General features: G+C 68.6%; 18 protein-coding genes. 4 read left to right on the forward strand and 14 right to left on the reverse strand.

Annotated features, from left to right (window positions below):
* Positions 1 to 63 precede the first annotated feature (63 nt).
* Positions 64 to 1,074, forward strand: coding sequence for an AraC family transcriptional regulator (locus tag VSO01S_RS26685; protein ID WP_068642634.1), 1,011 nt, complete (start codon positions 64 to 66; stop codon positions 1,072 to 1,074).
* 3 nt (positions 1,075 to 1,077) lie between these two features.
* Here the strand turns inward: VSO01S_RS26685 and VSO01S_RS12010 are convergent, their stop codons facing one another.
* The 12 genes from VSO01S_RS12010 to VSO01S_RS12065 form a co-directional block, all read right to left on the reverse strand.
* Positions 1,078 to 2,421, reverse strand: coding sequence for a sigma-54-dependent transcriptional regulator (locus VSO01S_RS12010; RefSeq protein WP_068642635.1), 1,344 nt, complete (start codon positions 2,419 to 2,421; stop codon positions 1,078 to 1,080).
* Positions 2,399 to 4,381: a sensor histidine kinase gene (locus VSO01S_RS12015; protein ID WP_161944439.1), complete on the reverse strand. Its 1,983-nt coding sequence runs from the start codon at positions 4,379 to 4,381 to the stop codon at positions 2,399 to 2,401. The genes VSO01S_RS12010 and VSO01S_RS12015 overlap by 23 nt, the downstream gene beginning before the upstream one ends.
* A gap of 151 nt (positions 4,382 to 4,532) precedes the next feature.
* Positions 4,533 to 5,525: a tripartite tricarboxylate transporter substrate-binding protein gene (locus tag VSO01S_RS12020; protein WP_068642639.1), complete on the reverse strand. Its 993-nt coding sequence runs from the start codon at positions 5,523 to 5,525 to the stop codon at positions 4,533 to 4,535.
* 79 nt (positions 5,526 to 5,604) lie between these two features.
* Positions 5,605 to 7,893 (reverse strand): DUF6351 family protein, encoded by a 2,289-nt coding sequence (locus VSO01S_RS12025; protein WP_068642641.1) that lies wholly within the window; start codon positions 7,891 to 7,893, stop codon positions 5,605 to 5,607.
* A gap of 233 nt (positions 7,894 to 8,126) precedes the next feature.
* Positions 8,127 to 8,423: a type II toxin-antitoxin system RelE/ParE family toxin gene (locus VSO01S_RS12030; RefSeq protein ID WP_068642643.1), complete on the reverse strand. Its 297-nt coding sequence runs from the start codon at positions 8,421 to 8,423 to the stop codon at positions 8,127 to 8,129.
* A complete protein-coding gene (locus tag VSO01S_RS12035) occupies positions 8,411 to 8,695 on the reverse strand; it encodes a hypothetical protein (RefSeq protein ID WP_068642645.1) in 285 nt (94 codons plus the stop codon). Before VSO01S_RS12035 ends, VSO01S_RS12030 begins: the two co-directional genes overlap by 13 nt.
* A gap of 46 nt (positions 8,696 to 8,741) precedes the next feature.
* On the reverse strand, positions 8,742 to 9,179 hold the full coding sequence (locus VSO01S_RS12040) for a CBS domain-containing protein (protein WP_068642647.1): 438 nt from the start codon (positions 9,177 to 9,179) through the stop codon (positions 8,742 to 8,744).
* Between the two features lie 61 nt (positions 9,180 to 9,240).
* Positions 9,241 to 10,296: a 2-oxoacid:ferredoxin oxidoreductase subunit beta gene (locus VSO01S_RS12045; RefSeq protein WP_068642649.1), complete on the reverse strand. Its 1,056-nt coding sequence runs from the start codon at positions 10,294 to 10,296 to the stop codon at positions 9,241 to 9,243.
* A gap of 13 nt (positions 10,297 to 10,309) precedes the next feature.
* Positions 10,310 to 12,205: a 2-oxoacid:acceptor oxidoreductase subunit alpha gene (locus VSO01S_RS12050; RefSeq protein WP_084241830.1), complete on the reverse strand. Its 1,896-nt coding sequence runs from the start codon at positions 12,203 to 12,205 to the stop codon at positions 10,310 to 10,312.
* Positions 12,202 to 14,028: an FAD-dependent oxidoreductase gene (locus VSO01S_RS12055; protein WP_068642651.1), complete on the reverse strand. Its 1,827-nt coding sequence runs from the start codon at positions 14,026 to 14,028 to the stop codon at positions 12,202 to 12,204. The genes VSO01S_RS12050 and VSO01S_RS12055 overlap by 4 nt, the downstream gene beginning before the upstream one ends.
* Before the next feature lie 210 nt (positions 14,029 to 14,238).
* Positions 14,239 to 14,715, reverse strand: a complete 477-nt coding sequence (locus tag VSO01S_RS12060; RefSeq protein ID WP_068642653.1) for a hypothetical protein — start codon at positions 14,713 to 14,715, stop codon at positions 14,239 to 14,241.
* 66 nt (positions 14,716 to 14,781) lie between these two features.
* The gene (locus tag VSO01S_RS12065; RefSeq protein WP_068642655.1) at positions 14,782 to 15,777 is read right to left on the reverse strand and encodes an ABC transporter substrate-binding protein; all 996 of its coding nucleotides are present in this window, start codon (positions 15,775 to 15,777) and stop codon (positions 14,782 to 14,784) included.
* A gap of 157 nt (positions 15,778 to 15,934) precedes the next feature.
* Here VSO01S_RS12065 and VSO01S_RS12070 point away from each other — a divergent pair, with 157 nt between their 5' ends.
* Together VSO01S_RS12070 and VSO01S_RS12075 are read left to right on the forward strand one after the other, a co-directional pair.
* Positions 15,935 to 18,388: an ATP-binding protein gene (locus VSO01S_RS12070; protein WP_068642657.1), complete on the forward strand. Its 2,454-nt coding sequence runs from the start codon at positions 15,935 to 15,937 to the stop codon at positions 18,386 to 18,388.
* Positions 18,389 to 18,449: 61 nt separating this feature from the next.
* Entirely contained in the window at positions 18,450 to 19,574 is a 1,125-nt protein-coding gene (locus tag VSO01S_RS12075) for an adenylate/guanylate cyclase domain-containing response regulator (RefSeq protein WP_068642659.1), read from the forward strand.
* A 15-nt stretch (positions 19,575 to 19,589) separates the two neighbouring features.
* On the opposite strand, the gene VSO01S_RS12080 is transcribed toward VSO01S_RS12075, so the two are convergent.
* Both VSO01S_RS12080 and VSO01S_RS12085 read right to left on the reverse strand, forming a co-directional pair.
* Positions 19,590 to 19,796: a 4-oxalocrotonate tautomerase gene (locus tag VSO01S_RS12080; RefSeq protein ID WP_068642661.1), complete on the reverse strand. Its 207-nt coding sequence runs from the start codon at positions 19,794 to 19,796 to the stop codon at positions 19,590 to 19,592.
* Between the two features lie 65 nt (positions 19,797 to 19,861).
* Positions 19,862 to 20,623, reverse strand: a complete 762-nt coding sequence (locus VSO01S_RS12085; protein WP_068642663.1) for a class II aldolase/adducin family protein — start codon at positions 20,621 to 20,623, stop codon at positions 19,862 to 19,864.
* A 74-nt stretch (positions 20,624 to 20,697) separates the two neighbouring features.
* Here VSO01S_RS12085 and VSO01S_RS28220 point away from each other — a divergent pair, with 74 nt between their 5' ends.
* The gene (locus tag VSO01S_RS28220) at positions 20,698 to 21,795 is read left to right on the forward strand and encodes a CYTH domain-containing protein (RefSeq protein ID WP_218002341.1); all 1,098 of its coding nucleotides are present in this window, start codon (positions 20,698 to 20,700) and stop codon (positions 21,793 to 21,795) included.
* The last annotated feature ends 35 nt before the right edge of the window (positions 21,796 to 21,830 follow it).

Here is a 21,830-nt window from a genome sequence, read left to right on the forward strand (position 1 = left end):
TCCGCAACAACGACGCCACGGCCCGCGCCACAGGTGCTGTCGATGCACGACCCAGTCTTTCCAATGCTCCCTTTCGCCGGCGTGCTGTCGGTGGGACGCGAGCGCGGCTGGCTGCACGACGGGCTGTTCCCGTGGTTCACCGCGCACGGCGCGCAGGCCGATCCGGCGGGCACCCGCTGCAGCTACGTGCAGGCACGCGAGGCCATCCTGAACGCGCAGCGCCTGCACGGCGCCACCGACCTGGCGCTGCTCTCGGGCGGACGCAAGTCCATTCCCAACCTGGGCGTGATGGGCCTGGGCATGCTCTCGCACGGCACGCGGGGCGAGGCCATCCGCTTCGGGCTGGACTACCAGCTGGTGGCCGGCTCGATGCTGCGGCTGCACTTGCTGGTGGAGGACGACGACACCGCGGCCATCGAGGCGCAGCCGCTGTTCAGCGATGAGGACCTCAGGCCCTTCCTCGACCTGGACCACCTGCTGACCGCCCTCAATGCCATTCGCCAGCTGCCTTGCGACGTGCACTTCGAAGTGCGGCGCCTGGAGCTGGCGTTTGCGCCGCCTGGCGACGAACTGGCGGATGCCATCGAGCGAGCCATCGGCGCACCCGTCGCCTTTGGCGCAGCGGCCAGCCGCATCGTGTTCGACGCGCACCAGGTCGACACGCCGCTGCGCTTTCACGACCACGCACTGCTCGCCATGTCGCGGCAGGCATGCGAGCAGGAACTGGCCGGGCGCGGCGTGCGGCACGAGACGGGCGCAAACAGCATGCTGCAGCACCTGTTCGGCCGGCGCGGCGAACTCAAGAGCCTGGCGGATGCGGCGGACGACCTGGGCATGAGCCTGCGCTCGCTGCACCGGCTGCTCGCGCGCGAGGGCATCGACTATTCGCAGCTGGCCGATCGCCACCGGCAGGAGCGCGCACAGCGCATGCTTCGCCAAGGGGCCGGCACGCAGGCCGTGGCGGAAGCTGTGGGGTTCTCGGATTCGCGCTGCTTCCGGCGCGCGTTCCGGCGCTGGACCGGGATGGCGCCTTCGGAGTACCGGGCGCGTGCCGGGCAGGCGGCAAGGGCTTAGGCGCTACGCCACCGCCTTCAACGGCCCCAGCCGCCGCATCTTGTCGTACAGCGTCTTGCGCGGCAGGCCCAGCCGTTCGGCGGCCGCGGCGGCGCTGCCGTTGCAGGCCTCCAGGGCTTCGTTGATCAGGTAGCGCTCGAACTGCGCCATCTGCTCGTCCAAGCTGCGCTGCGGGCGGGCGGCGTCCTGCATGCGGGCCTCGCCGTCCCACAGGCCGAGCACGAAGCGGTCCGCGATGTTGCGCAGCTCGCGCACGTTGCCGGGCCAGGCATGGGCCATCAGCGCCTCCAGGTGGCGGCTGTGCACGCCCGGCAGTTCGCGCTCGTGGCGCAGCGCGGCCTGCGCGGCGAAGTGGGTGAAGAGCAAGGGAATGTCCTCGCGCCGCTCGCGCAGCGGCGGCAGCTGCAGCACCACCACGCCCAGGCGGTAGTACAGGTCGTCGCGGAACTTGCCTTCGCGCGCGGCCGCCAGCAGGTCGGCCTTGGTGGCGGCGATGACACGGCTGTCCATGGTCCGCAGCTCGTTGGAGCCCAGGCGCTCGAACTGCCGCTCCTGCAGGGTGCGCAGCATCTTCACCTGCAGGCTCATGGGCATGGTCTCGATCTCGTCCAGGAAGAGCGTGCCGCCGCGCGCATGCTCGATCTTGCCGATGCGCCGCTTGGCCGCGCCGGTGAAGGCGCCGGCCTCGTGGCCGAACATCTCGCTCTCGAACAGCGCCTCGGGCATGCCGCCGCAGTTGATGGCAGCAAAGTTGCCGCCGCGCCGGCGGCTGCCTTCGTGCAGGCAGCGCGCCACCAGTTCCTTGCCGGTGCCGGTTTCGCCCAGCACCAGCACGTCGGCGTCGGAGCTGGCCAGGTCGCGCACCAGGCGGCGCAGCTGCTGCATGGCGCCCGAGCGGCCGACCAGCCGCGCCTCGATGCTTTCGTAGCCGGCCAGCTGGCCGCGCAGGCGCTCCACCTCCAGGCTCAGCGCGCGCTTTTCCAATGCGCGTGACACGACTTCGCTCAGCTGCTCGGGCGAAAAGGGCTTCTCGAGGAAGTCGTAGGCGCCCAGGCGCATGGCCTGCACCGCCATCGAGATGTCGCCATGGCCGGTGATGAGGATGACCGGCAGCGTGGGCTCGATCCTGAGTGCGCGCGAGAGCAGCTCCAGCCCGTCGATGCCCGGCAGCCGCACGTCGGTGACCAGCACTGCCGCCACGCCCGGAACGATCTGCGCCAGCGCCTTCTCGGCCGAGCCGAAGCCCGACACGCGCAGGCCCGCCAGCTGCAGCGCCTGCGTGCTGCCCAGCCGCACGGCGTCGTCGTCTTCCACGAAAAGTACTTCAAGCGCTTGGGGGTCGGTCATTGGATGTCTCGCAGTTGCCATTGCCGTTGTTGTTGTTGCGCAGGGAAACGATGAAGGCCGCGCCGCCGAGTGCGCCGCTGGACGTGGCGCGCAGCAGCCCGCCGAAGTCGCGCACGATGCCGGCCGAAATCGCCAGGCCGAGGCCCAGGCCCCGCCCCTGCTCCTTGGTGGTGAAGAAGGGTTCGAACAGATGCGCCATCACCTCGGGCGCAATGCCCGGGCCGTTGTCGTGCACCTCCAGCGCCACGCCGTCCGCCGTGCGCTGCGCCACGATGCGCACCTGCCGCGGCGCACCGCCCGCGGCGGTGGCGTCGAAGGCGTTGACCAGCAGGTTCACCAGCACCTGCTCGAGCCGATTGCCTTCGCACAGCGCGCACAGGCCAGGCTCGATCTGCTGTTCGAGCTGGATGCGCTCTTCGCGGATGCGCTGGCCCAGCAGGAACACCGCATCGCCGATCACATCCGCCAGCAGCACAGATTGCAGTTCCACGCCGGAGCGGCGCGCGAACTTCTTGAGCTGCGAGGTGATCTGCCCCATGCGGTCGGTCAGCTGGCAGATGGTGCGCAGGTTCAGGTCCACCTGCTCGGGCTGGCCGCGCTCCAGGAAGACCACGGCATTGGCCGACAGCGTGCGCAGCGCCGCCAGCGGCTGGTTCAGTTCGTGCGTGATGCCGGCCGACATCTGGCCCAGCACGGCCATCTTGCCGGTCTGCACCAGGTCCTCGAGCGTGTTCTTCAATATCTCCTCGGCGCGCTTGCGTTCGGCCACTTCGCTTTGGAGGTGGTAATTGGCTTCGCTCAGCGCCTCGGTGCGCAGCTGCACCTTGTGCTCCAGCTCGTCGTAGGCGCGCTGCAGCGCCTCGCGCGCCGCCAGCCGGTGGTGGACGATGCGGCGGCGCTGCTGGAAGAACAGCACCAGCAGCGTGAGGAACACGAGCGCGAACATGGTCACCAGCGCGGCCGTGCGCGCAAAGGCATGCACCGGGCCCATGTCGGACAGCATGATGAGCTTCCAGTCGGTGCCGTCTACCGGCCGGCTGTCCAGCAGCAGGTCGGGACCGAAGCCGCCATTGCCGGCCTTGGTGCGCGGCGCATCCGTGCCGATCTGCACCACGGTGGCCGCGCCGCCCGACCAGGGCTGGTGCTCGCGCAGGTCCAGCGCGGTGAGCTCGCCGGCCTCGGTGTACTGGCGCGTCTGCGCGAGTTGCTGCAGCGTCTGCGTGGACAGCGGACGCAGCGAGCGGAACTTCCATGCCGGCACCGACGACAGCACCACCACGCCGTTGCGGTCGATGGCCAGCACCTTGTCCGCCGAGTTGGCCCAGGGCGCGTCCAGCTTGTCCAGGCCCACCTTGACGGTGGCCACGCCGATGCGCCGCCCCGCATCCGAGATCGGAAAGGAGAAGTAGTAGCCGGCCTCGCGGCTCACCGTGCCGATGCCGTAGAAGCGCCCCGGCTGCCCGCCCATCGCATCGCGAAAGTACGGCCGGTACGAGAAGTTCATGTGCACGAAGCTGCCGGGCTGGCCCCAGTTGCTGGCGGCCAGCGTGAGGCCCGCGTTGTCCATCACGTAGCTGGCGCTGGCCTGGGCGTGGGCGTTGACGGTTTCGAGGTAGACGTTGGCCTCGCGCCGCAGGGCCTCGTCGTTCGGCGAATGCAGCAGGTCCAGCACATCGGGGCTGAGCGACAGCACCTGGGGCAGGTACTCGTAGCGGCTGAGTTCGCTGCGCAGGCCGGTGGCGTAGATGTCGAGCCGATGCAGGGTGCCTTGCTGCAGCGAGCGGATGCCCGCGCGCTCGGCCGCGAGATAGGCCAGCGCGCCGGCCGCCGCGACCAGGCAGGCCCAGGCGCCCACGGCGGCCCAGCGCCGCCACTGCGCGCGCGGCGGCGCGGCATGCTCGCGAAGTTCATCCAGGGAGCCGGCCAGGCTGGCGCGGTACGGCTCGGAAAGCCTCAGCACGGCGCGTCCTGCCGAAAGCAGCATTGACACGGAAACGGGGAGCGGTGCGGCTCGGGTTGGCGGCAACGGGGTCGAATCATGGGCCCCGCCTCCCCCGCCGCGAAGGCGGAATTACCCTGCTTGCACAGCCCGGCCGCACGCGCCACCACTGTCAGTCGGCGTACACGCCCGCCGCCTTGATGACCGGCCCGAAGCGCGCCACTTCCGCCTGCACGAACTTCTTGTGCTCGGCCGGCTCCACGCGCTTGTCATTGACCACCACCGCGCCAAGGCCTTCCTGCTTCTTGATGAAGTCCGGGTCCTTCAGCGCCACCTTCAGCGCATCGTTGAGCTTCTTCAGGATGGGCGCGGGCGTGCCCTTGGGCGCGTACATGCCGTGCCAGATCGTCACCTGGAAGTTCTTCAGGCCCGACTCGTCCAGCGTCGGAATGTCTTTCAGCACCGGCGTGTTCAGGCGCTTCAGGGTCGTCACCGCATAGGGCTTGACCTTCTTGGCCTCGATCTGGCCCGTGGTGTTGGTGGTCTGGTCGCACAAGAGGTCGATCTGCCCGCCGATCAGGTCGGCAATGGCCGGGGCCGTGCCCTTGTACGGGACCGTCGTCATTTCAGCCTTGAGCTCGCTCTGGAACAAGAGGCCGCACAGGTGCGAAGCCGAGCCGATGCCGGCGTTGCCCAGGTTGACCTTGCCGCCGCTCTTGGAAATCCACTCGCGCAGCTCCTTGAAGTTGTTGGCTTCCAGCTGCGGTTTGCCGATGAGCGTCATGGGCACGTCGTTGATCAGCCCCAAGTATTCGAAGTCGGTCTCGTAGTTGTAGGTGAGCTTGCGGTACAGCACCGGGGTGGTGGCCATGCCCACGTGGGTGACGAGCAGGGTGTAGCCGTCGGGCTTGGCGCGCGCGACCTTGGCGTTGCCGATGGTGGAGCCGGCGCCGGCGGCGTTGTCGATGACGATGCTCACGCCGTCCAGCGGCTTGCGCAGGGCCTCGGCCAGGTCGCGGGCCACGCGGTCGGTGGGGCCGCCGGCGGCAAAGGGCACGACGATGGTGATGGGCTTGCCGTCGGGGTAGTTCTGGGCATGCAGGCCGAAGGAGGCGGTGGCCGCGGCAACCAGTGCCAGGGATTTGAGTTTCTTCGAGGCGCTCAAGGTAATCACTCCGCAAGGCGGGTCGTTCGTTGGAATGGAGAAGAAGGCCGCCGGGTGCACGCTCCCGGCGGCCCGTGCATCACTGCTGCGGCAGCACGCTGGCCGTGATCAGGCCGGTGATGTCGAACAGCAGGTTCACCGGCGAAGGCCCGAAGGACAGCCAGGTGCCTGCCAGCGGCTGCTGGCCCACCCCGGGCTGGGTCCAGTCGCACACGCCTTCAGGGAAGATGGCCGAGAGGCGCGCCCACTGCTGGGGCGTGAAGCTCACGCCGTAGTCGGCCGCGTTCAGCGGCTTGAGCTGGCACTTGGCGATGTCGTCGGCCAGCGGGCCGCCGGCCGCCATGCGCGGCGTGGTGCCGGCCGGATAGAAGGTGTTGCAGGCACCGGGGCCGAAGGCAGTCTGCTCCTCCTCGTACTTCAGGCCGTTGGCCCAGCAGGCGTCCTTCAGGTCGGCCGGCCGGTCGGCCCGGATCTTCTGCGCCAGCGTGCGGTCCGAATCGTCCGCCTTCACCGCGCGCAGCCACCGGCCCATGGCGTCGAAGGCCTCGGCGCTGCTGGCGCCCTTGGTCCACATCACATGGTTGCCGATGTCGCCGTTGGCGCGGCGCAGGCGCTCGCGCATCGAGAAGGAGTGGATCTTGGTGTGGATGTCGCCATTCACGGCCTGGTCGTTGTAGTCGCGCAGGTCGATGATGGCGGTGGATGCCAGCCCGCCGCCGCCGTTGACGATGCGGCCCGACTGGTAGGCGCGGCGAAGCGCGTCCAGGTCGCCCACGGTACGGGTGGCGGTGCGCTTCATGTCGCGGTCCACGCCGCCCACACGCTCGTTGAGGTCGAGGAACTTCTCGATGCCCAGCTTGCCTTCGTTGAGCGCCTTCAGGCCGTACTGGATGCCCACGTTGTCGATGGGCCGCAGCGCGAAGCCTTCGGCCGCCGTCTTGCCGTAGACGTTGATGGTGTGGTCCCACACGGTGGCGCGCGCGCCGGTGGGGTTGGTCACCGGGTTGTAGCGCTGCTCCACCGGCACGCCCGACGGGAACGACACCACCGGGTCCAGGCGGCCGGCGCTGCCGCTCATGTTCGGGATGTTGCCGATCTGCAGGTAGCCCGAGATGGCCTGCTTCTCCGCCACCGTGTAGTTCAGCGCCGCCGTGGCCGGATCGTTGAAGTAGTTGTTGAGCACGCGCGAGTCGTGCAGCTTGAAGATGGTGGAAGACGTCACATCGGCAAAGACCTGGCTGACCACCACGCCGTCGAACAGCCCCGGGTAGTTGTCACTGGTCTGGTGGCTCTGGTAGGAGCCGCCCGAGCCGCCGGTGCCGATGGTGTAGTCGGGCACGCCGAAGTTCTCGATGAAGCGCTCCTTGACCATGGCGATGGTCTCGGACGAGAGCTGGTCGTTGCAGTTGGTGCCGAAGACGTTGAGCGTGGAGGTGGTCACCGCCAGGCCGCGGCTCTGGTAGGTGGGGTTGATCAGCGTGGCGAAGTCGTTGCCCTGCTGGAACCAGCCGCCCTGGCAGCCCCCGCCCAGCGGATAGATCACGCCACCGGTCCAGCCCGCGGGGCGCGAGGTGGGCGACGGCGCGGGTTCGTTGAGCACGTCGTGCAGGATCGCCGACTGGTACAGCGCGCGGTTGATGGTGCCGCTTTCCAGCCGCACCACGTAGGGCACCGTCTTGCCGTCGATGGTGAGGTAGCTCATGTTGGCGGGGTACGCCGTGATGTCCTCGGGCACGAAGCGTGTGTTGCCGCCCGAGGTGTTGCGGTAGTAGTAGTCGACCCGCGTGACCACCGAGCACTTGTCGTCGCCGGTGGGCGTGAGCTTCTGGCCGCCCATGCGGGTGAAGGTCTCGTAGCCGCAGACAAAGGGCTGCTCGTGCGGGCCGGAGATCATCGGGCCGGTGACCGGGTAGGCGGTGAGCACCTGGTGCGCGCGGTAGCCGCGGAACTTGGCGATGAGGTCGTTGTCGCCGAGCTTGAGGCCGGTGAGCTTGGCGATCAGGCGGCCGGTGCCCGGATGCGTCTGGAACAGCTCGGTCACGTCCGCTCCGTTGAGCGTGACGGAGAAGTCCGCACTGGGCTGGGACACCAGCTTTTCGAGCTCGACCAGCGCATCGTCGCCCGACACCAGGTGCGGCCTGGACGACAGCACGTTGATGCGGATGGTCGGCTCGCTGTTGCGCGGCTCGCCGGGCACCGTGGGCTTGGCCGAGGCGGTGCTGCTCGTACCGCCGGAGCCGCTGGCATTGGTGCCGGTACCGTCGCTGCCGCCGCCGCAGGCCGCGAGGATCAGTGCGGCGCCCATGGCGCTGAGCTGTGCAGGCACGCGGCGGCTGCCGCGGCGAGAAATCAGGTCTCTCGTTGTCATCGTCTCTTGTCTCCTTCTTGGACTTGCAAAAAGTGCGAAGCCCGGCGCGGGCGCGCCGCAGCGGTCGGTCAATAGCAACGCACATGCCAGGCGCGGCCCGGCTTGCAAGTCCTTGAATTCAAAGGAGACGCAGACAACGGCTCATGGTTTTCCCGGGCGCGGGCGGATGGAAATCCGGACGGCGGGAGGAGGTGTTGTCTGGAAAAGCGCACGCGGCAGATGTGCCGCGTCAATCAGTCTTGCGCGTAGCCGGCTTCACGCTGATGCCGAATGGCCAGCAGCAGCACCGCGTCGTGCGCCGCAACGTAGTCGTACAAGGCCAGGTAGCCCGTGCGGCCGCGCGAGATCACAAGCTCTCTCATGCCCTCTTCCACAGGCCGGCCGATCAATGGATGGTTCTGCAGAATCTGTACGGCCTCGGAGATCAAGTCCACCGTGCGAAGCGCTGCTGCGGGGTCGGTCTCCTGCAGAAAGTCGCTGAGTCGCTCGAGATCGGCCAGCGCCCGCCTGGCGTAGATCAGGCGCGCCAAGGCTTGGCCTTGGGCTTTGCCGCCGCCTTGCCCTGCATGCGGGCGCGAAGGTAGTCATGCACTTCCGTCGCGACATAGCCCTTACCGGACTCCATGGCCTCCACCCTCGATGCCGCCGCTTCCGACACGAAGCTCGCCCGCCGCTGCGCAGCCAGCGCCGCTGCCCGGATGGCCTCCACCATGAAGGCATGCGGCGTCACGCCTTGCTGCGTGGCGGCAGAAGCGGCGAGCTGTTTGATGTCCTCAGGGAGTTTCAGCGAGGTGGTAGGCATGCAGTGTTCCAGGTGCTGGTGACACCATGGTAACACCTTCCTCTATTCACCCCAGCACGTCGTTCAACTGCTCGTTGAACTCCGCCTGGCTCCAGGCCACGCCCAGTTCACGCGGCAGCGCGTCGCGCACCGAGAACACGCCCAGCACCAGCTTGCCGCGCACCAGCGGCAGGTGCCGAAAGCCGCGCTCGAGCATGAGGCAGACCGCGTCGGACACCGGCATTTCTGGCGGCACGCAGATGGGGTTGGGCGTCATCACCGCGCGGATCGCGGTGTGGTCGGGGTCGAGCCCGCGGGCCAGCACGCGGGTCATGAGGTCGCGCTCGGTCAGGATGCCCAGCAGCTTGTCGGGCGGCTCCATGATGAGCACGCTGCCGCAGTTGGCGCGCGTCATCACGCCTGCGGCCTCGCGCACGGTCGCCTGCGGACCCAGGCTGATCACGTGTTTGCGCGAAATCGACTGAAAAACCGTCCTCTCGGCCATGGGCACCCTCCTGCGCGTGGACTCGCAATGCTGCGGCAGCCGCAGCCGCCGCGCAATCGCTTTAGCGTAAGGAACTGTTGAGCTTTTCGAGCGCCGCTGCACCCGGGCACAAATCCTTCGCGCCCAGGCTGTTGAGTGGCGCCTCGCAGGTGTTGAGGGCCGTGTGCAGGTCGGTGGCCAGCGGGTCCACGTACAGCAGCCCGGTCACGATCTCGCCCTGCGCCTGGTGCTTTTGCATGTAGGCCATGGCGGCGTAGCGGTCGACCGGGTCGTAGTCGGCATGCAGGCTGCGCAGGCGCAGCAGGGTGCCATCGTGCTGGCGCACGTCCATCACCTCGCCGGGGGCGATGTCGGCGGTGATCTCGTCGCGGCCGCTGATGAAGTCGATGCGGCTCACCGCCTCGTTGTGCTCGCGCACGTAGTCGTAGCTCTTGGTGCTGCCCGGGTGGTTGTTGAAGGCCACGCAGGGGCTGATGACGTCGATGAAGGCCGCGCCGCCGTGGCTGATGGCGCCCTTGATCAGCGGCACCAGCTGCGCCTTGTTGCCCGAGAAGCCGCGCGCCACATACGTCGCGCCCAGCTGCAGCGCCATGCCCACCAGGTCGACCGCGCTGTCGGTGTTGACCACGCCCTTCTTGCTCCTGGAGCCTTGGTCGGCCGTGGCGGAGAACTGGCCCTTGGTGAGGCCGTACACGCCGTTGTTCTCCACGATGTAGGCCATGCGGACGCCGCGCCGCATGGCGTGCGCGAACTGGCCGAGGCCGATGGAGGCCGAATCGCCGTCGCCCGACACGCCCAGGTACAGCAGGTCGCGGTTGGCCAGGTTGGCGCCCGTCAGCACGCTGGGCATGCGCCCGTGCACGGTGTTGAAGCCGTGCGAGGCGCCCAGGAAGTAGTCGGGCGTCTTGCTGCTGCAGCCAATGCCCGAGAGCTTGGCCACGCGGTGCGGCTCGATGTCCAGCTCCCAGCAGGCCTCGATGATCGAGGCGGAGATGGAGTCGTGCCCGCAGCCGGCGCACAGGGTGGAGATCTTGCCCTCGTAGTCGCGCCGCGTGTAGCCGACCTTGTTGGCGGCCAGCGTGGGGTGGTGCAGGCGGGGCTTGGCGAGATAGGTCATGCGGGTCGCTCCCTTACTTGGCCGGCGTGACGATGGCGGGCGGCGGCTCGGCCAGGTCGGCCATGCGCGGCGGCGCCGGCTTGCCCTTCACTTTTTCGGCGATGGCCCGGGCGATGTAGCGCGCGGTGATCGGCGTGCCGTCGTAGTGCAGCACCGCCACCAGCTGCTCGGGCGACACGCCCAGCTCGTTGACCAGCAGGCTGCGCATCTGCGCGTCGCGGTTCTGCTCCACCACGAACACGCGGCTGTGCGTGCCCAGGAACTGCGCCACGCTGTCGGCAAACGGAAAGGCGCGCAGCCGCAGCGCGTCGAGCTGGATGCCCTCTTCCGACTCCAGCACCTCGAGCGCTTCCTGCATCGACGGACTGGTGGAGCCGAAGTAGATGACGCCCAGCTCAGTCTTCACTGGCGCCGGTCGCAGCACGGGCGCCGGCACCAGCGTGGCGGCGGTGGCAAATTTGCGCAGCAGCCGCTCCATGTTGTAGATGTAGTCGGGCCCGCGCTCCGAGTAGCGGGCATACGGGTCGCGCGTGGTGCCGCGCGTGAAATAGCTGCCCTTGGTGGGGTGGGTGCCCGGCAGCGTGCGCCACGGAATGCCGTCGCCGTCCACGTCCTTGTAGCGGCCGAACTCCTTGCCGGCTTCCAGTTCCTCGGCGGTCATGACCTTGCCGCGGTCGTAGGCCTGGCTGTCGTCCCATTCGAAGGGCTCGCACAGGCGCTGGTTCATGCCGATGTCCAGGTCGGTCATGACGAACACCGGCGTCTGCAGCCGGTCGGCCAGGTCCAGCGCCGCGGCCGCATGCTCGAAGCATTCGTGCGGGTCCTGCGGAAACAGCAGCACGTGCTTGGTGTCGCCGTGGGATGCATAGGCGCAGCTGAGGATGTCCGCCTGCTGCGTGCGCGTGGGCATGCCCGTGGACGGGCCGCCGCGCTGCACGTTGATGATGGTGACCGGTATCTCGGCAAAGTAGGCCAGCCCGATGAACTCGGTCATGAGCGACACGCCCGGCCCCGAGGTCGCGGTGAACGCGCGTGCCCCGTTCCAGCCGGCGCCCACCACCATGCCGATGGAGGCGATCTCGTCCTCGGCCTGCACGATGGCGAAGCGCTGCTGGCCGGTGGCCGCATCCACGCGGAACTTCGCGCAGTACTTCTGGAAGGCCTCGGCCACCGACGACGACGGCGTGATGGGGTACCACGCCGCCACCGTCGCGCCGCCATACACGCAGCCCAGCGCGGCCGCGCTGTTGCCGTCCACGAAGATCTTGCGGCCCACCTTGTCGGCGCGGCGCACCTTCAGGCCCACGGGCCGCTCGGCCAGGTTCTCGCGCGCGAAGTCGCAGCCCAGGTGCAGCGCACGCACGTTCGAATCGAGCAGCTTCTCCTTGCCCTTGTACTGCTCGGAAAAGAGCTTCTCGATCACCTCGGGGTCGATGCCCAGCAGCACCGCCAGCGCGCCCACATACACGATGTTCTTGAACAGCTGGCGCTGACGCGGATCCTGATAGACCGCGTTGCAGATCTCGGTGAGCGGCATGCCGATCACGTGGATGTCCTCGCGGAACTTGGCGGGCGGCAGCGGGCGGGTGCTGTCATAGAACAGGTAACCGCCGCTCTCCAGCTCGGCCACGTCCGCGTCCCAGGTCTGCGGGTTCATGGCCACCATCATGTCGGTGCCGCCGCGCCGGCCCAGGTGGCCGGCCTCGGTCACCCGCACCTCGTACCAGGTGGGCAGGCCCTGGATGTTGCTCGGAAAGATGTTGCGCGGGCTCACCGGCACGCCCATGCGCAGGATGGACTTGGCGAACAGCTCGTTGGCCGAGGCGGAGCCCGAACCGTTGACGTTGGCGAACTTGATGACGAAGTCGTTGACGGCCTCGATCCGGTGGGCAGGGGTGTTGTTCGTCACGCGTGCACCTCCTGCACTTCCTTGGCCGCGCGGGCGGCGGGCCCCGCCGGCGTCATCTTCAAGAGGAACTTCTTCATGTCCCAGGCGCCGGTCGGGCAGCGCTCGGCGCACAGGCCGCAGTGCAGGCACACGTCCTCGTCCTTGACCATCACCCTGCCCGTCTTCAGGCCGCCCGACACGTACAGGTCTTGCGCAAGGTTGAGCGCGGGCGCCTTCAGCCGATGGCGCAGCTCCTGCTCATCGCCGTTGTCGGTGAAGGTGATGCAGTCCATGGGGCAGATGTCCACGCAGGCATCGCATTCGATGCAGGCGCTTTCCTGGAACACGGTCTGCACGTCGCAGTTGAGGCAGCGCCCCGCTTCCTTGAAGGCGGTGGCGGCGTCGAAGCCCAGCTCCACCTCCACCTTGATGCTGGCCAGCGCCTTCTCGGCCTTGGCCCACGGCACCTTGAAGCGCAGGTCGTTGGCAATGTCGTTGTCGTAGCTCCACTCGTGGATGCCCATCTTCTGCGAGATCAGGTTGGTCATGGGCGCCGGGCGCTCGTCGACCTCCTCGCCATGGAGCAGCTTGTCGATGGACACCGCCGCCTCGTGGCCGTGCGCCACGGCGGTGATGATGTTCTTGGGGCCGAAGGCCGCGTCGCCGCCGAAGAAGACATGGGGCACGGTGGACTGGAAGCTGGTCTTGTCCAGCACGGGCAGGCCCCACTCGTCGAAGGCGATGCCGCAATCGCGCTCGATCCACGGGAAGGCGTTTTCCTGGCCCACCGCCACCAGCACGTCGTCGCATTCGAAGTACGCGTCGGGTGCGCCGGTGGGCACCAGCTTGCGCCGGCCCTTGTCGTCGTACTGCGCCTGCACGATCTCGAAGGTCATGCCCACCAGCTTGCCGCCTTCCAGCACGAAGGCCTTGGGCACATGGAAGTTGATGATGGGAATGCCTTCGTGCGCCGCGTCTTCCTTTTCCCAGGGCGAGGCCTTCATCTCGTCGAAGCCGCTGCGCACGATGACCTTCACGTCGGTGCCGCCCAGGCGGCGCGCGGAGCGGCAGCAGTCCATGGCGGTGTTGCCGCCGCCCAGCACGATCACGCGCCGGCCGATCTTCGTCACGTGGCCGAAGGACACCGAAGCGAGCCAGTCGATGCCGATGTGGATGTTGGCAGCGGCCTCCTGGCGCCCGGGCAGGTCGAGGTCGCGCCCGCGCGGCGCGCCGCAGCCGACGAAGATGGCGTCGAAATCCTCGTCCAGCAGCGCCTGCATGGACTCGATGCGCCGTCCGCTTTCGAACTGCACGCCCAGGTCAAGGATGTAGCCGCATTCCTCGTCGATGACCGACTCGGGCAGCCGAAAGCGCGGGATCTGCGTGCGGATGAAGCCACCCGCCTTGGCCTCGCCGTCGAACACCGTCACCTCGTAGCCCAGCGGCGCCAGGTCGCGCGCCACCGTGAGCGAGGCCGGCCCGGCGCCCACGCAGGCCACGCGCTTGCCATTGCGAGGCGCCACCTGGGGCATGCGGGCGCGCACGTCTTCCTTCATGTCCGCCGCCACGCGCTTGAGCCGGCAGATGGCCACCGGCTCCGGGTCCTGCGCGTTGGTCTGCTCGACCCGCCCGCGCCGGCAGGCGGGCTCGCACGGCCGGTCGCAGGTGCGGCCCAGGATGCCGGGGAACACGTTCGACACCCAGTTGATCATGTAGGCATCGCCATAGCGGCGCTGCGCGATCAGCCGGATGTATTCAGGAACAGGGGTGTGCGCCGGGCAGGCGTATTGGCAATCGACGACCTTGTGGAAGTAGGCCGGGTTCTCGATGTTGGTGCGCAGCAAAGCGTGTCTCCTGGCTGCCGCGCCAGGCGCCCTGGGTGGGGGTGCTCGCGCGTTTTGTTACCGTGGGTGGCACCCAGTATGCGCCCCGGTAAAAGGGCGGGGATCTTGGTAGAAACCCCGGCTTTGCGTCGCACGGCCCGTGCCCGCGTGTCAGTCATGACTTGCATGTCTGGCCTATTCAGGCCAATTTGCAAGCTATAACTTGCACAACTACGGCGCCTCGGTGCTCCGGTCCGGCGACGAGCCGCTGCGCACCACGCGCAGGTCGTCCGCGCTCAGCACGGCGCCGAACACCATCGGCGAATTGGGCGGCTGCAGCCAGCGCCATTCCCACTCGACCTCGTTCTTCAGCGGATAGGGCTTGCGGCTGGCGGGCTTGCCCAGCATCTTGCGCAACTCTTCGGCCCCCATCCCGGCCTTCACCTTCGCGAAGTTTTCGGGCGTGAGCACCTGGCGCAGGGCGGCCATCTTGCCGTCGGGGCCGATGGTGATCATGTAGTTCTTCTGCCCGGCCGGCTGGCGGTTGTATTCGAAGACCTGGCCGGCGGGCGACTCCCACACGGCCTCGGGCTCGCCGAAGGCCTTGCGCACGTCGGCCTCGGTGGACACGCCCTCCTCCAGCTTCTCGATGCGCTGCGAGTCGCAGCCGAACAAGGACATCAGGGCGCCGAGCAAGCCTGCGGCCATCAGGCACCTCCGGTAGGGTGAATGGGTCATGCCCCCATCATTCCACACGCGGGGCCGCCTCCCTCTTCATTGAACGATCCTGTCCGCGCGGTTGAGCACCGGGCGCGGCACGGCGAAGCCCAGGCGCTTGGCGGTCTTGAGGTTGATGATCAGCTCGAACTTGGTCGGCTGCTCGATCGGCAGGTCGCTGGGGCGCGCGCCCTTCAGGATGCGGTCCACATAGCGCGCGCCGTCCTTGCCCTCGGTGTCGTAGCCCGGGCCGTAGGCCATGAGGCAGCCGTTCTCCGCATAGTCGGCGCGCGCGCAGATGGTCGGCAGCCGGTTCTCGATGGCCAGCTCGGCAATGAGCTTCTGGTTGGAATTGGCCACCGGGTTCAGCGTGATCCATGCCGCCGTGCTGCCCGCCTTCAGCGCGGCCTTGAAGGCCGTGGCGTAGTCGTCGGGGCTGCTGGCCGTCATCGAATGCAATGTCAGGCCAAGCGTGCGGGCCGGGGCCTGGCTGGCCTCCCACTGTGGAATGGAGCCAGGCGCCTTCGGGTCCCAGAGCACGGCCACATGGACCAGGCCGGGCACGGTCTCCTTGAGCAGCTCCAGCCGCTTGCCAGTGAGGATGGCCGCCACGTTGGTGATGCCGGTGGCATTGCCGCCCGGGCGCGCCAGGCTCTCTGCCAGGCCGGCGCTGATCGGGTCGGTGACGCCCATGAAGACGATGGGCACGGTCGACGTGCTCTTCTTCGCGGCCACCGCGGCATTGCTGGTGACGGCCACCAGCACGTCGATGTCCATGGCCAGCAGTTCGGCGGCGTGGGCCGTCAGGCGGCTCAGGTCCTGACTCTCGTGGCGGTACTCGATCTGGATGTTGCGGCCTTCCACGTAGCCCTGTTCGCGCAGGCCGCGGCGGAAGGCCTCGAGCCGCGGCGCGTCGGCGGTGGCCGAGACGGCCGCGAGGTAGCCCAGGCGAGGCATCTTCTTGCCCGGCTGCGCATGCGCCGGGCTGGCGCAGGCAAGCGCCAGCAGCATCGCCAGCAGAAGGTGCAGCCTGAAAGCGAAGGCGCGGCGCATCGCGAGGGGACTCCGGTTGCGGCAGGAAGAAAGAGGCGGAACCGGAAATTCTGCGCCGCCCGGTGGCGCCTGCCACTGCGGCATATGGCCGATCCCACCAATGGCCAGGGCCCGCGGCCTTCCCATTGCACGGCGGGCGCGGTCCAATCGAAAGACCATGAAGGCGCCGGATTCTTCACCCGCCAGCCTGTCGGGCGAGCTTGCGCCGACGGAACCGGAGCCGCCCCGATCCCACCACGGGAAACTGTTCCGCAAGTACTTCCTGCTGATCCTCTCGCTAGTGACCACGGTGCTGCTGGCCTCCAGCGCCATCAGCCTGTACTTCGCCTACCAGGAGAACAAGGAGGCGCTGGCCAGCCTGCAGCACGAGAAGGCGGTGGGCGCGGCCTCGCGCATCGAGCAGTACGTGCTGCAGCTGTCGCAGCAGCTGGAGTCCGCCTCGCTGGCGCAGATCGACGCGCCCGACCTGGAGGCGCAGCGCAGCGAGTTCTGGCGCCTGCTGCGCCAGGCGCCCGAGGTGACCGACGTCGCCCAGCTCGACCACACCGGACGCGAAGAGGTCGCCGTGTCGCGCCTCGGGCTGGATGTGCTGGGCTCCGGCAAGGACCGTTCGGGCGAGCCGGCCTTCCGCAACGCACTGCCCGACGCCACCTGGTACGGGCCGGTGTACTTCAACCGCGACACCGAGCCCTACATGACCGTGGCCATCCGCCCGGGCGGCGACGAGGCGCCGGTGACGGTGGCCGAGTTCAACCTCAAGTTCATCTGGGACGTGGTCTCGCGCATCCGCATCGGCGAAAAAGGCAAGGCCTACGTGCTGGACAGCAACGGCCTGCTGGTGGCCGACCCCGACATCGGCCTGGTGCTGCGCAAGACCAGCTTCGCCGCCCTGCCGCACGTGCAGGCCGCGGCAGGCGCGGGCCAGGTGCCCGACGAACTGGCCATGGTGTCGCACGACCTGCAGGGCGACACCGTGCTGACCTCGATGGTGCCCATCAAGCCCCTGGGCTGGAAGGTGTATGTGCAGCAGCCCATCGGCGAGGTCTACGCCAAGCTCAACGCGTCCTTCCTGCGCGCCGCCATCCTGCTGCTGGCAGGCCTCGTGGTGTCGGCGCTGGCGGCCTCGGTACTGGCGCGCAGCATGGTGCAGCCCATCCGCACCCTGGCGCGCGGCGCGCGCCACATCGGCCGCGGCGAGCTCAGCCAGAAGATCGAGGTGGACACCCACGACGAGCTGGAAGACCTGGCCGCTCAGTTCAACAGCATGTCGGCCCAGCTGCAAGCGTCCTACGGCGAGCTGGAGCGCAAGGTGGAGCTGCGCACCGCCGAGCTGCGCGCAGCGCTGGAGTTCCAGACCGCCACCGCCGACATCCTGCGCGTGCTGAGCCAGTCGCCCAGCAACCTGCAGCCGGTGCTGCAGGCGGTGGCCGAGCGCTCGGTGCAGCTGTGCCGCGCCCACGGCAGCCGCGTGTGGCTGCCCGCGGCCGACGGCCAGACCCTGCGCGCCATGACGGGCTACCAGACCGAGGGCAGCATCGAGCTCGGCCATGACGAAGAGATGCCGCAAAGCAGCGAATCGGTGGTGGGCCGCGCGTTCGTGGAGCGGCGCACCGTGCATGTGGACGACGTGCGCCAGCTGCTCGACTCGCGCTACCCCGCATCCCGCCCGGGCCAGTCGCGGCTGGGCTTTCGCACGGTGCTGGCCGTGCCCATGGTGCGCGAAGGCGCCTCGGTGGGCGTGATCACCGTGCTGCGGCAGGACGTGCAGCCCTTCTCCGCCGCCGAGATCCGCCTGGTCGAGACCTTTGCCGACCAGGCCGTCATCGCCATTCTGAACGCGCGCATGTTTCGCGAGATCGAGGACAAGAGCAGCCAGCTGGAGGTGGCCAACCGCCACAAGTCCGAGTTCCTGGCCAACATGTCGCACGAGCTGCGCACGCCGCTCAACGCCATCATCGGCTTTTCGGAAGTGCTCACCGACCAGATGTTCGGCCCGGTCAATGCCAAGCAGATGGAGTACCTGCGCGACATCCACGCCTCGGGCCAGCACCTGCTGAGCCTGATCAACGACGTGCTCGACCTGTCGAAGATCGAGGCCGGCCGCATGGAGCTGGACCTGAGCTGCTTCGACCTGGGCCTGCTGCTGGAGAACGCCATGATGCTGGTGCGCGAGCGCGCACAGCGGCACGGCCTGTCGGTGTCGCTGGAGGTGGGCGAGGGCCTGCAGGACTGGGTGGCCGACGCCCGCAAGCTCAAGCAAGTGGTGGTGAACCTGCTGTCGAACGCGGTGAAGTTCACGCTGATGGGCGGCAGCGTGCGGCTGCTGGCGCGCCGCATCGACGCGGACCATGGCGGCCAGGCCATGGCCGAGATCAGCGTCGCCGACACCGGCGTGGGCATCGCGCTGGAGGACCAGGTGCTGATCTTCGAGGAGTTCCGCCAAGGCGGCGGCAATGTGCTGCACAAGGCCGAGGGCACGGGCCTGGGCCTGTCGCTGTCCAAGCGCTTTGTCGAACTGCACGGCGGCGCCCTCAGCGTGCAAAGCCGCGCGGGCGAAGGCTCCACATTCACCGTCGTGCTGCCGCGGCTCGCACTGGAGGCGATTGCATGAGCTTCCGCCCGGCCGCTCCGAAGGAAGCTCGCACCGCAGTGCGCAGCACGGAGGTTTCCCAATGACCGCACACATACTCGTGGTGGACGACGTGCCCCGCAACGTTCGCCTGCTGGCCGACGTGCTGGGCGCGCACGGCTATCGCACCAGCACCGCCGCCTCGGGCGAAGAGGCGCTGGCCTGCCTGGCGGCCGAGCGGCCCGACCTCGTGCTGCTGGACGTGATGATGCCCGGCATGGACGGCTACCAGGTGTGCCGCGCCATCCGCGCCGACCCGGCCTGCGCGGTGCTGCCCGTGGTGCTCGTCACTGCACTCGACCCCGAGCAGGAGCGCATCAAGGGCCTGGAGGCCGGCGCCGACGACTTCCTGGGCAAACCCATCCACCAGGCCGAGCTGATGGCTCGCGTGCGCTCGCTGCTGCGGGTGAAGGCGCTGTACGACGAAGTGCAGCGCCAGCGCGCCGAGCTCCAGGCCTGGAACAGCACGCTGGAGCAGCGCGTGGCGCATGGCGTGCAGCAGCTCGAGCGCGTGGGCCAGCTCAAGCGCTTCTTCTCGCCGCAGCTCGCCGACGCCATCCTGGCCGGTGGCGCGCAGGACCCGCTGCGCAGCCACCGCCGCGAGATCACGGTGGTGTTCCTGGACCTGCGCGGCTTCACCTCTTTTACCGAGACGGCCGACCCTGAGGAAGTGATGGGCGTGCTGGCCCAGTACCACGCCGCGATGGGGCAGCGCGTGCTGGAGCACGAGGGCACGCTGGAGCGCTTTTCAGGCGACGGGATGATGATCTTCTTCAACGACCCGCAGCCCGTGCCCGATGCGCCGGCGCGCGCGCTGCGCATGGCGTTGCAGATGCAGGCCGACATGGCCGCCCTCAGCGGCCAGTGGCGGCGCCGCGGCTACGACCTGACCATGGGCATCGGCATCGCGCAGGGCTTTGCCACGCTGGGCGGCATCGGCTTTGCGGGCCGCATCGACTACGGCGCCATCGGCACCGTGACCAACCTGGCCGCGCGGCTGTGCGGCGAGGCGGCCGGCGGCCAGATCCTGTTGTCGCAGCGGGTGTATGCCGCACTGCAGGATCCTGCCGCTGATGGCGATGCCGCCGGCTGGTCGCTCGACCCGGTGGGCGAGCTGGCCCTCAAGGGCTTCGCGCGGCCGGTGCCGGCCTGGCGCGTGCTGTACTGACTTTTTTGTTCCGGGTCAGCCCGCGGGCTTGGCGGCGGGCGGGTCGCTCCACAGCTTGCCGCCGGTGGCCCAGTCCTGCTTGGCGATGTCGTAGAACACGACGTCCACGCTGTCTGCCGAGCTGCCCAGCGTCTTCACCACGGCCTCGGTCACGGCCTGCGCGAAGGCGCGCTTCTGGTCGACCGTGCGGCCTTCGAACATTTCGACGCGGATGGTTGGCATGGGTTGGTTTCTCCTTTATGTTGATTGATCGATTGATTGATTGGTTGCTTGAGTGACGCGTTTCATCAGTCCCGGTAGCCGGGCGATGTGCGGTCCAGCCGGCGCAGCAGGGGCTGCCACTCGATGTCGCCGTCCCACACGCTGCCGTCGCCCACCCATTCTTCATAGGTGCGCTGCGCCAGCGCTTCGCTCACCGCCGGCACCGCGCCGCCGATGGCCGCCATGGCGCGCAGCTGGGCCTGCGCGGCGCGTTCGAGCAGGTGCATGAGCATCCAGGCCTCGGCCACCGTGCGGCCGACGACGAGCGGCCCATGGTTCTCCAGAATCAGGCCGTCCAGGCTGCCGAGTTCCTGCACCAGCCGCTGCTGTTCTTCCTTGCCCAGCGCGAGACCTTCGTAGGCGTGGCGCCCCAGGCGCCGGTGAAGGCGCATGGCCGATTGGGAGGTGGGCTGCAGGCCGCCCGGCACCATCGACAGCGCCACGCCCCAGGGCGTGTGCAGGTGGATCACGCATTCCACCTCGGGCCGCGCCGCATGCACCGCGCCGTGGATGGCAAAGCCGCTGGGGTTGACCGGCGCGCCGGAGCCGTCCACCACCTTGCCGTTCACATCGACCTTGACCAGGCTCGATGCGGTGATCTCGTCGAAGGTGTCGCCGAAGCGGTTGATCAGGTAATGCCCGGGTTCGCCCGGCACGCTGGCGGACAGATGCGTGTAGATGGTGTCGTCCCAGCCGTTGATGGCGGCCATGCGAAAGGCCGCGGCCAGGTCGATGCGCACCTGCGCTTCGGTGCGTGGCGGGCGTGCGCTGTGGTGGGGTGCGGTCATGGGGGCGATGCGGCGGACGAAACGAGGGGCGCCACTTTAGCGCGAGCCGACAAGCGATGCGGCATGATCGCCCAATGGCCCGCAACATCGAAATCAAGGCCCGCGTCGCCGACCTCGACGCCATTGCCGCGGCAGCCCGGCGCCTGGGCGCAGAAGGCCCCGTCGAAATCCTTCAGGACGACAGCTTCTTCGCCTGCCAGAACGGCCGGCTCAAGCTGCGCGCCTTTGCCGACGGCAGCGGCGAACTCATCTTCTATCGGCGAGCCGACCAGGCGGGGCCCAAGGAGTCGTTCTACCTGCGCAGCAGGACACCCGACCCCGACGTGCTGCGCGAGTCACTCACGCTGGCCTGGGGCACGGCCGGTCGGGTGCGCAAGCGGCGCCTTTTGTACCTGCTCGGCCGCACGCGCATCCACCTGGACCAGGTGCAAGGGCTGGGCGCGTTCGTCGAACTGGAAGTGGTGCTGCGCGAAGGCGAGTCCGCGCAAGACGGCGTGAGCGAAGCCCACCGGCTGATGGAGGACTTGTCCATCGAGCGCAGCCAGTTGTGCGAAGGCGCGTATGTCGACCTGCTGCAGCAGCAGGCCACGCCCGCCCTGCCCCAGGCACTGAAGGATTCGCTCGCGGCCCGGCACCGCGAACCGGGCCGGCATTACCACGGCATGGCGCATGTCGAGGCGCTGCTGCGCTGGCTGGACCAGTCGCGCGACCTGGCGGCCGACCCGCGCGCCATCGAGGCCGCGATCTGGTTCCACGACGCGGTGTACGACACGCGCAGCACGCGCAACGAGGCGGACTCGGCGCAGTTGGCGCGCCGCGAACTCACCGCGCTGCAATGGCCGGCCCCTGCCATCGACAAGGTCGAATCGATGGTGCTGGCCACGGCCGGCCATGCAACGGACGGCGTGGAGGACGCGGACCTGCGCCTCTTCCTCGACCTGGACCTGTCGATCCTTGGGCAGCCCGCACCGGTGTATGCGGCCTACAGCGCGGCGATCCGCGCCGAATACCGGCATGTCGAGGAAGCGGCCTACAAGGCAGGCAGGCGACGCGTGCTGCAATCCTTCCTCGCGCGCCCGGCGATTTTCCATACGCCGCGCTGGCACGAAGCGTGGGAGGCGCAGGCGCGCACCAACATGCGCCAGGAACTCGACGCGCTGGGCGGCGATTGACGGGCGCGCAGCCGTTGTTGCATGGCGCCGCGGGC

This window comes from Variovorax soli NBRC 106424 (genome assembly GCF_001591385.1).
Lineage (GTDB): Bacteria > Pseudomonadota > Gammaproteobacteria > Burkholderiales > Burkholderiaceae_C > Variovorax > Variovorax soli.

Excerpts from the sequence above, each read along its gene's own strand:
- VSO01S_RS26685 (WP_068642634.1), top strand. The coding sequence starts at position 64 with ATGCTCCCTTTCGCCGGCGTGCTGTCGGTGGGACGCGAGCGCGGCTGG.
- VSO01S_RS12010 (WP_068642635.1), bottom strand. The coding sequence starts at position 2,421 with ATGACCGACCCCCAAGCGCTTGAAGTACTTTTCGTGGAAGACGACGAC.
- VSO01S_RS12025 (WP_068642641.1), bottom strand. The coding sequence starts at position 7,893 with ATGACAACGAGAGACCTGATTTCTCGCCGCGGCAGCCGCCGCGTGCCT.
- VSO01S_RS12035 (WP_068642645.1), bottom strand. The coding sequence starts at position 8,695 with ATGCCTACCACCTCGCTGAAACTCCCTGAGGACATCAAACAGCTCGCC.
- VSO01S_RS12040 (WP_068642647.1), bottom strand. The coding sequence starts at position 9,179 with ATGGCCGAGAGGACGGTTTTTCAGTCGATTTCGCGCAAACACGTGATC.
- VSO01S_RS12045 (WP_068642649.1), bottom strand. The coding sequence starts at position 10,296 with ATGACCTATCTCGCCAAGCCCCGCCTGCACCACCCCACGCTGGCCGCC.
- VSO01S_RS12060 (WP_068642653.1), bottom strand. The coding sequence starts at position 14,715 with ATGGCCGCAGGCTTGCTCGGCGCCCTGATGTCCTTGTTCGGCTGCGAC.
- VSO01S_RS12065 (WP_068642655.1), bottom strand. The coding sequence starts at position 15,777 with ATGCGCCGCGCCTTCGCTTTCAGGCTGCACCTTCTGCTGGCGATGCTG.
- VSO01S_RS12070 (WP_068642657.1), top strand. The coding sequence starts at position 15,935 with ATGAAGGCGCCGGATTCTTCACCCGCCAGCCTGTCGGGCGAGCTTGCG.
- VSO01S_RS12075 (WP_068642659.1), top strand. The coding sequence starts at position 18,450 with ATGACCGCACACATACTCGTGGTGGACGACGTGCCCCGCAACGTTCGC.
- VSO01S_RS12080 (WP_068642661.1), bottom strand. The coding sequence starts at position 19,796 with ATGCCAACCATCCGCGTCGAAATGTTCGAAGGCCGCACGGTCGACCAG.
- VSO01S_RS12085 (WP_068642663.1), bottom strand. The coding sequence starts at position 20,623 with ATGACCGCACCCCACCACAGCGCACGCCCGCCACGCACCGAAGCGCAG.
- VSO01S_RS28220 (WP_218002341.1), top strand. The coding sequence starts at position 20,698 with ATGGCCCGCAACATCGAAATCAAGGCCCGCGTCGCCGACCTCGACGCC.